The sequence below is a fragment of the Streptomyces sp. SID9727 genome (assembly GCF_010550605.1).
Classification (GTDB): domain Bacteria; phylum Actinomycetota; class Actinomycetes; order Streptomycetales; family Streptomycetaceae; genus Streptomyces.
The window spans coordinates 1-7,915 of record NZ_JAAGNI010000060.1 but is presented as its reverse complement, the minus strand read 5'-3'; the positions used below and the strand labels follow the sequence as shown (position 1 = coordinate 7,915).

7 protein-coding genes are annotated in these 7,915 nt (G+C 73.8%); 2 read left to right on the top strand and 5 right to left on the bottom strand.

What is annotated here, in order from left to right; translation table 11 throughout:
• The 3 genes from G3I41_RS03560 to G3I41_RS03550 all read right to left on the bottom strand — a co-directional run.
• Nucleotides 1–866, bottom strand: an 866-nt coding sequence (locus G3I41_RS03560) for an ArsA-related P-loop ATPase (protein WP_164398844.1), incomplete at its 3' end; no start/stop codon positions are given.
• 4 nt (nucleotides 867–870) lie between these two features.
• A complete protein-coding gene (locus G3I41_RS03555) occupies nucleotides 871–1,320 on the bottom strand; it encodes an SRPBCC family protein (RefSeq protein ID WP_164398843.1) in 450 nt (149 codons plus the stop codon).
• A 99-nt stretch (nucleotides 1,321–1,419) separates the two neighbouring features.
• Nucleotides 1,420–2,199 carry a metallophosphoesterase gene (locus G3I41_RS03550; RefSeq protein ID WP_164398842.1) on the bottom strand — a complete coding sequence of 260 codons (780 nt, stop codon included), beginning with the start codon at nucleotides 2,197–2,199 and terminating at the stop codon, nucleotides 1,420–1,422.
• A gap of 281 nt (nucleotides 2,200–2,480) precedes the next feature.
• On the opposite strand from G3I41_RS03550, the gene G3I41_RS03545 reads away from it, so the two are divergent.
• On the top strand, nucleotides 2,481–4,277 hold the full coding sequence (locus tag G3I41_RS03545) for an AMP-dependent synthetase/ligase (RefSeq protein WP_164398841.1): 1,797 nt from the start codon (nucleotides 2,481–2,483) through the stop codon (nucleotides 4,275–4,277).
• Between the two features lie 63 nt (nucleotides 4,278–4,340).
• Here G3I41_RS03545 and G3I41_RS03540 read toward each other — a convergent pair whose 3' ends face one another.
• Nucleotides 4,341–5,483 carry a glycosyltransferase family 4 protein gene (locus G3I41_RS03540; RefSeq protein ID WP_164398840.1) on the bottom strand — a complete coding sequence of 381 codons (1,143 nt, stop codon included), beginning with the start codon at nucleotides 5,481–5,483 and terminating at the stop codon, nucleotides 4,341–4,343.
• 108 nt (nucleotides 5,484–5,591) lie between these two features.
• Between G3I41_RS03540 and G3I41_RS03535 the strand changes: the two genes are divergently transcribed.
• Nucleotides 5,592–6,857, top strand: coding sequence for a glycosyltransferase family 87 protein (locus tag G3I41_RS03535; RefSeq protein WP_164398839.1), 1,266 nt, complete (start codon nucleotides 5,592–5,594; stop codon nucleotides 6,855–6,857).
• On the opposite strand, the gene G3I41_RS03530 is transcribed toward G3I41_RS03535, so the two are convergent.
• Nucleotides 6,814–7,915, bottom strand: a 1,102-nt coding sequence (locus G3I41_RS03530; RefSeq protein WP_164398838.1) for a M1 family metallopeptidase, incomplete at its 5' end; no start/stop codon positions are given. The two genes, G3I41_RS03535 and G3I41_RS03530, sit on opposite strands and share 44 nt — an antisense overlap.

The window sequence follows — 7,915 nt, the reverse complement described above, 5'->3', positions numbered from 1 at the left end:
AGGTCGTCGGGGCCCTGCGGGTCGCGGCCGAGGTGCGCGACGCGGACCGGGGCCGCTCCCTCGTCCGCCCAGTGGCCGAGGGACTTCTCCTGCTGGGCGGCGAGCGCGGCGAAGAACGGGTCCGGCGAGTGGCCGGGCAGCAGCCGGTTGGCGACCGGCGCATCGGCGCGCAGTCCGTGCAGGGCGAGGCCGGTACGGGCGGTGCGCAGGGCCTCGTCGGCGGCCGGTCCCGGTTCGGCGACGAGGCGGAGCGTGGTGGCCCGGTCCTCGATCAGCGCCTCGACCTGGGCCAGCTCGGCGTCGCGCCGGGCGGCGGCCTCGTACAGCCACTGGGCGGGCATGGGCACGCCGGCCAGCTGGGCGAGCACCGGGCGCAGGGCGCGGGCGGCCTGGCGCTCCTGGGGGAGCAGCCGGCGCAGGTAGCGGCGCAGCTGTCCGGGGAGGGCGAGCAGGCGGAGGGCGTCGCGCAGGGGCGGGAGGTCCACGACGAGGAGGTCGTACGCCTCATCGGACCAGTCGCCGTGGGCGGCGCGGCGCAGGGCGTGGAGCAGGGCGAGTTCGCCGCTGCCGGGGAGTTCGGTCAGCTCCTCGCCGTCCAGCGGGTTGCCGCCGAGCAGTTCGAGGACGGACGACAACTGCTCCTGGAGGGCGAGGAGTTCGCTGCGGAAGTGGGCGGCGGGGTCGATCCGGACGGACCGGAGCCCGGCGGCGACCGGGGTGGGTGCGGTGGCGTCGGGGAAGCCGGGTATCGGGTCGGCGGAGACCAGCAGGGTGCGGGCCCCTTCGCTGGCCGAGGCGAGCGCGGTGGCCGCCGCGACGGTCGTACGGCCGGCTCCGCCGGGTCCGGTGACCAGGACCGTGCGCACGTGCTCAGCCCTTCGGGACGGACTCGACGCGCTTCTTCAGGCCGGCCAGGGCGCGGTCGATGATGACCTTCTCCGCCTTGCGCTTGATCATGCCGAGCATGGGGATCTTGACGTCGACGGTCAGCCGGTAGGTGACCTCGGTGCGGTCGCCGGCACCGAGCGGCGCGAGCGCGTAGGAGCCGTCGATGGCGCGGAGCATCTGGGACTTGACCAGGGTCCAGCTGACCTCGTAGTCGCCGATCCAGGTGTAGGCGAGGGTGTGGTCGTCCTTGATCGCGCCGGCGTCCAGGACGAGGCGGACCTTCTCGGCGCGGCCGTGCTCGTCGGTGCCGAGGACCTCGGCCTCCTTGACCTCGCCGGTCCACTCCGGGTAGCGCTCGAAGTCGGCGATCACACCCATGACGTCGGCCGGCGCCGCCTCGATCGTGATGCTCGAGCTGGTGTGTTCAGCCATCGCTGTGGCCCTCCAGTGCGGTGTACCGGTCCGTCGGCAGGAGTCTGCCGCCAGAAGGCTATCGCGTGCGCCCGGCGGCCAGTCCGAGGGTGGGGCGGTTCACCACTCCAGTGCCCAGGGCCGGCCGGTGGAGGCGAAGTGGCCGACGTTCACGCACTCGGTGGCGCCGATCCGCATCCGGCGGGCCAGCGGCTGGTGGACGTGGCCGAAGAGGGAGTAGCGGGGACGGGTGCGGCGGATGGCGTCGAGCAGGGCCCGGCTGCCGCGCTCGAAGCGGCGCGCGACGGTGTCGTAGACCAGCTCGGGCACCTCGGGCGGGATGTGGGTGCAGAGCACGTCGACCTCGCCGACCGCCTCGATCTTGGCCGCGTACTCCTCGTCGTCGATCTCGTACGGGGTGCGCATCGGCGTACGCAGGCCGCCGCCGACGAAGCCGAAGACGCGGCCGCCGATCTCGACGCGCTCGCCGTCCAGGACGGTGGTGCCGGGGGCGGCGTACTCGGGCCAGAGGGCGGGGATGTCGACGTTGCCGTAGGTGGCGTACGTCGGGGTGGGCAGCGCGGCGAACATCTCGGCGTACTGCCTGCGGACCGCCTCGGTGATCGCGGCGTTCCGGTCCATGCCCTGCCACAGTTGCCGGCCGAACGCGCGGGCCTCGTCGAAGCGGCGGGCGGTGCGCAGGGCGACGATGCGGTCGGCGTTCTCGACGCCGAAGAGGTCGGGGAAGATGCCGCGCGAGTGGTCGGCGTAGTCAAGGAAGAGGACCAGGTCACCGAGGCAGATCAGGGCATCGGCGCCGTCCCCGGCGCGGGCCAGCGCCCCGGTGTTGCCGTGCACGTCGCTGACCACATGGACGCGGGTGTTCGCTCCTGCTCGCATGGAAACACCCTAGGCGTATCGCCGTGTGCAGCCTGCACAGAGGCCCCGGACCTGCGGTTACTTCCTGGTGCCTGTACGGGTGGACTACTGTGCGCGAAAGGACGTCCCGATATGTGTGACGCATAAGACATCTGGCCGGAACCCCCTATCCGGAACCGAGTACTGGTGGGTAACGTCCGGGCAGTCCAGTCGTGCTCACCCCACTGAGCACCCGCCATCTTGGACCGCGCCGGTGCGTCACACAGAGCCGTGGCACCGGAGCCCGATGAGGAGCAGCAGTCTTGCGCGAGTTCAGCCTTCCGGCCCTGTACGAGGTTCCCTCGGACGGCAACCTGACGGATCTCATCCGCCGCAATGCCGCTCAGCATCCCGATGTCGCGGTGATGAGCCGCAAAGTGGCGGGCGTCTGGACGGACGTCAGCGCCGTCCAGTTCCTGGCCGAGGTCCGGTCGGCCGCCAAGGGCCTGATCGCGGCGGGCGTCGAGCCCGGCGACCGGGTCGCCCTGATGTCGCGCACCCGGTACGAGTGGGTACTGCTGGACTTCGCGATCTGGAGCGCGGGCGCGGTCACCGTGCCGGTGTACGAGACCAGCTCGCCCGAGCAGGTGCAGTGGATCCTCGGTGACTCGGGGGCCGTCGCGGTCCTGGTGGAGAGCGACACGCACGCCGCCGCCGTCGCCTCCGTGCGCGACCGGCTCCCCGGCCTGCGGCACGTCTGGCAGATCGAGAAGGGCGCCGTCGACACGCTGCGGGCGGAGGGCGAAGGGGTCTCCGAGGAGACCGTGGACCTGCGCAGCGCGGCGGCCAGGGCGGACGACCCGGCCACCATCGTCTACACCTCGGGCACCACGGGCCGCCCCAAGGGCTGCGTGCTGACGCACCGCAGCTTCTTCGCCGAGTGCGGCAACGTGGTGGAGCGCCTGAAGCCCCTCTTCCGTACCGGCGAGTGCTCCGTCCTGCTCTTCCTGCCGGCCGCCCACGTCTTCGGGCGGCTGGTCGAGGTCGCCTCGGTGATGGCGCCGATCAAGCTCGGCTGCGTCCCGGACATCAAGAACCTCACCGACGAACTGGCCGCGTTCCGCCCGACGCTGATCCTCGGCGTGCCCCGCGTCTTCGAGAAGGTGTACAACGCGGCGCGCGCCAAGGCGCAGGCCGACGGCAAGGGCAAGATCTTCGACAAGGCCGCCGACACGGCCATCGCCTACAGCCGCGCGCTGGGCACCCCGCAGGGCCCCTCGCTGGGCCTGAAGTTCCGGCACAAGGCCTTCGACCGCCTGGTCTACGGCAAGCTGCGCGCGGTGCTCGGCGGGCGCGGCGAGCACGCCATCTCCGGCGGCGCCCCGCTCGGCGAGCGCCTGGGCCACTTCTACCGGGGCATCGGCTTCACCGTCCTGGAGGGTTACGGCCTGACCGAGTCCTGCGCGGCCACCGCCTTCAACCCGTGGGACCGGCAGAAGATCGGCACGGTCGGCCAGCCGCTCCCCGGTTCCGTGGTGCGCATCGCGGACGACGGCGAGGTGCTGCTCCACGGCGAGCACCTGTTCTCCGGCTACTGGAACAACGAGGCGGCGACGGCCGAGGCGCTGGCGGACGGCTGGTTCCACACCGGGGACATCGGCACGCTGGACGAGGACGGCTACCTCGCGATCACCGGCCGCAAGAAGGAGATCATCGTCACGGCCGGCGGCAAGAACGTCGCCCCCGCCGTCATCGAGGACCGCATCCGCGGCCACGCCCTGGTGGCGGAGTGCATGGTGGTCGGCGACGGGCGGCCCTTCGTGGGCGCGCTGGTGACGCTGGACGAGGAGTTCCTGGGCCGCTGGGCCGAGGAGCACGGCAAGCCGGCCGGCTCGACCGCGCTGTCGCTGCGCGACGACCCGGAGCTGCTGGCCGAGGTGCAGCGGGCGGTGGACGACGGCAACGCGGCGGTCTCCAAGGCCGAGTCCGTCCGCAAGTTCCGCGTCCTGGGCGCCCAGTTCACCGAGGAGGCGGGCCACATCACGCCCTCGCTGAAGCTGAAGCGGAACGTGGTGGCGAAGGACTTCGCGGACGAGGTGGAGTCGATCTACCGCTCGTGAGCGCGTGAGCCGTACGTGGACGAGGGGCCCGCACCGGTGTGGTGCGGGCCCCTCGTCCGCGTGTCAGAGCAGTTCGCGCAGCCGCTCCGCGAGCAGGTCCCAGCGCCACTTCTCCTCGACCCAGGCCCGGCCCCGCTCCCCCATGCGCCGCCGCAGCTCCGCGTCGCCCAGCAGCGCGGTGATCCGTTCCGCCGCCTCGCCGGGTTCGCCGCCGCGCACCACCCAGCCGGTCTCGCCGTCGAGCACCGCGTCCGGGGCGCCGCCGGAGTCGCCGGCCACCACCGGCAGCCCGGTCGCGGACGCCTCCAGGTAGACGATGCCCAGGCCCTCCACGTCGAGGCCGCCGCGCCGGGTCCGGCAGGGCATCGCGAAGACGTCCCCGGCCCCGTAGTGCGCGGGCAGCTCCGACCAGGGCACCGGCCCGGTGAAGCGCACGGAGTCCGCCACCCCGGTGCGCGCGGCGAGCCTGCGCAGGTCGTCCTCGTAGGGCCCGCCGCCCACGACCAGCAGGACCGCGTCCGGCTGGGCGGCCAGGATCGCGGGCATCGCGAGGATCAGGGTGTCCTGGCCCTTGCGGGGCACCAGCCGGGACACGCAGACCACGACGGGGCGTTCGGTGAGCCCGAGCCGGGCCCGGACCTCGGCGCCGCCGGAATCCGGGTGGAACGTCTTCTCGTCCACCCCGGGCGGCAGCTGCACCATGCGGCGGGCGGCGGCCGGGCTGAGCGCGGCGGCGATCCGGGAGCGGGTGTACTCGCCGAGGTAGGTCAGCGTGTCGGTGCCCTCGCCGATCCGGCGCAGCAGCTGCCGGGACGCGGGCAGCTGCGCCCAGGCCGCCTCGTGGCCGTGCGTCGTGGCGACGAGACGCCGGGCACCCGCCTCGCGCAGCGCCGGGCCCATCAGGCCGAGCGGGGCGGCGGCGCCGAACCAGACGGACGAGCAGCCGTGCGCGCGCAGCAGCTCCGTGGCGCGCCGGGTCACGCGCGGGGTCGGCAGCAGCATCGTCGTCCGGTCGCGGACGACGGTGAAGGGCTGCTCGGCGTCGAAGGCGGCGGTGGCGGCCGTGCCCTCGGCCCCGCGCTTCCAGCTGGAGGCGTAGACGACGACCCGGTCGGGGTCGAGCCGCAGCGCCATGTTGTGCAGGAACGCCTGGATGCCTCCCGGGCGGGGCGGGAAGTCGTTGGTCACGATCAAGGTCTTGTCCATCGCCGCCGACAGTACCGGGCCCCGGCGGCCGTGCCTGATGGCCCGCGCACAGGGCGTACGGGCATCATGGCTGTTTCGTACGGCGTACAGGACGGGTGAGGGCAGGTCATGACGGGTTCCAGCGGCACGCGTCCGGCGGCCTTCGCGGTGTGGGCGCTCACCAGGGCGGTGCTGCTGCTCTGGGTGACCAAGGTGCTCACCCCGCCCGGGCTCGACGTGACGAGCGACGTGTCGGTGATCTACCACGGCTGGTCCGAGGTGCTGCGCTCCGGCACCTACCCGCAGTCCGACGTCACCTGGCAGTACCCGCCGGTGGCGGCGCTGGCGGTCCTCTCCCCCGGCCTGCTGCCGTTCCTGGACTACGCCACCGCCTTCTTCGTGCTGGCGTTCCTGTGCGACGCGCTCGTCCTGGGGATGCTGCTGCGCGCGAGCGACGGCCCGGGCCGCCGGACGGCCGGGGTGTGGGTGTGGGTGGCGGGCGTGCCGCTGCTCGGCACGACCGCGTACGCCCGGTACGACGTGATGGTGACGGCGGTGGCGGTGGCGGCGCTGCTGGCCGGGCTGCGGCACCCCCGGGTGCTGGGGGCGCTGGCCGCGTTCGGGGCGCTGTTGAAGGTGTGGCCGGCGCTGCTGCTGGCCGGGACGGCCCGGGGGCGCGCCACCCGGCTGGCGTGGTCGACGGCGGCGGCGGTGGCGGCCGGACTGCTGCTGGCGTGTGTGGCGGCGGCGCCGGGCGCGCTGGCGTTCCTCGGCTTCCAGCGGGACCGGGGCACCGAGGTCGAGTCGCTGGGGGCGCTGGTCTTCCATGTGTGGCGGCAGTTCGGCTGGGAGGGCCGGGTGGAGCTGCACTACGGCTCGCTGGAGTTCCTGGGGCCGCACGTGCCGCTGGTGAGCACGCTGGCGCTGGGGCTGAGCGTGGCCGCGTTCGGCTGGCTGCTGGTGTGGCGGCTGCGGGCGCGGACGTTCGGGGTGAGTACGCCGGCGGACGCGGCGTTCACGGCGGTGCTGCTGTTCACCACGACGAGCCGGGTCATCAGCCCGCAGTACATGCTGTGGCTGGTGGGCCTCGCGGCGGTGTGCCTGGTGCTGCGGGAGAGCCGGATGGGGTGGCCGGCCCTGCTGGTGGTGGCGGCCACGGGTGTGACGCAGCTGGAGTTCCCGATCGGCTTCGTCCATGTGGTGTCGAGCGACGCACAGGGCCTGACGCTGATGTTCCTGCGCAACGGGCTGCTGGTCGCCGCGTGTGTGCTGGCGGCCCTGCGGCTGTGGCGGGACACGGTCGTACGGGCCCCGGGGCGCGAGCCGGCACCGGAGGCGGCGGAGGCCGTGCTCAGTCGAGCCGGTCGCGCAGATACACCCGCCAGCGCGCCGTGAAGTCCTGCGGGGTCGTGCCGAGCACCTGGTGCAGGGCGTCCTCGACCGCCCCGTCGCGCCCGTGGTGGGCGCCGACGGCCCGGTAGAAGGCGAACAGCTTCTCCTCGCCCCAGCGGTCCGCGATCAGCTCGCAGGCCAGCCAGCCGCCCTCGTACGCCGTGGCCAGCCGGTCCGCGTCGCCGGCGAAGGCGAAGTCCTCGTCCTCGGGCAGCCCGGCCGGTACGTCACCCGCCCGGACGGCGTCGGCCAGCTCGGGGGCGATCTCCTCGGCGGTGCGGTCCTGGTCCCGGTAGGCCGCCCAGTCCGCGAAGCCCTCGGAGAGCCAGGTCGGGGTGGCCGCCGAGGTCTGCCTGCGGGTGGCCACGTGGGCGGTCTCGTGGGTGAGGACGACGCGCTGCCCGAAGCCGCCCAGCAGGGCGTACGCCTCCGGGTTGACGATCACCCGGTCGGCGGGGGCCTTTCCCGTGGTGCCGGTCTCACCGGTGGTGACGGCCGCTATGCCCTTGTAGTTCGAGGCGGGCGACCCGAGCAGCCGGCCCATCTCCGTCACACTGTCCGGCACCAGCACCACCACGCGCCCCGCCCACCGCTCGGGCCAGGCGGCGGAGACCGCGGGCACCGCCTCGTCGGCCGTCGCCGCGATCGCGTCCAGCTCGTCCCGGGAGCGGCCGACGCCCAGGACCAGGCTGTGCTTTCCGTGCACCACCTCGACGTCGCCCTGCTCCCACAGCTGCCCGGCGCTGCCGTCGGCGGCCCGGTCCGCGGTGACGTACCAGCGGCCGTCCGCCGGGTCGCGGGCCAGGTCGACGACCCGGTCGACGGAGACCGGGGCGCTGTCGTAGCCCGCGATCCGGTAGCCGAGCGTGACGTCGGCGGTGACCCGGTCGGCCCCGTGCGGGGTGAGGTGGGTCAGCCGGTACGCCCAGGAGCCGAGCGGCACGTCCGCCAGCCGGGCGAGCTCCCGGCGCTGGGCGGTGCGCAGCGCGGTGGCGTCCGGGTCGACGGCGGCGGCGTAGGCGGCCGGGTCGTGGCGCAGGACGGCGGCGGCCCGCCGGTCC

Coding starts and splice junctions, on each gene's coding strand:
- G3I41_RS03555 (WP_164398843.1), bottom strand. CDS start 1,320: ATGGCTGAACACACCAGCTCGAGCATCACGATCGAGGCGGCGCCGGCC.
- G3I41_RS03550 (WP_164398842.1), bottom strand. CDS start 2,199: ATGCGAGCAGGAGCGAACACCCGCGTCCATGTGGTCAGCGACGTGCAC.
- G3I41_RS03540 (WP_164398840.1), bottom strand. CDS start 5,483: ATGGACAAGACCTTGATCGTGACCAACGACTTCCCGCCCCGCCCGGGA.
- G3I41_RS03535 (WP_164398839.1), top strand. CDS start 5,592: ATGACGGGTTCCAGCGGCACGCGTCCGGCGGCCTTCGCGGTGTGGGCG.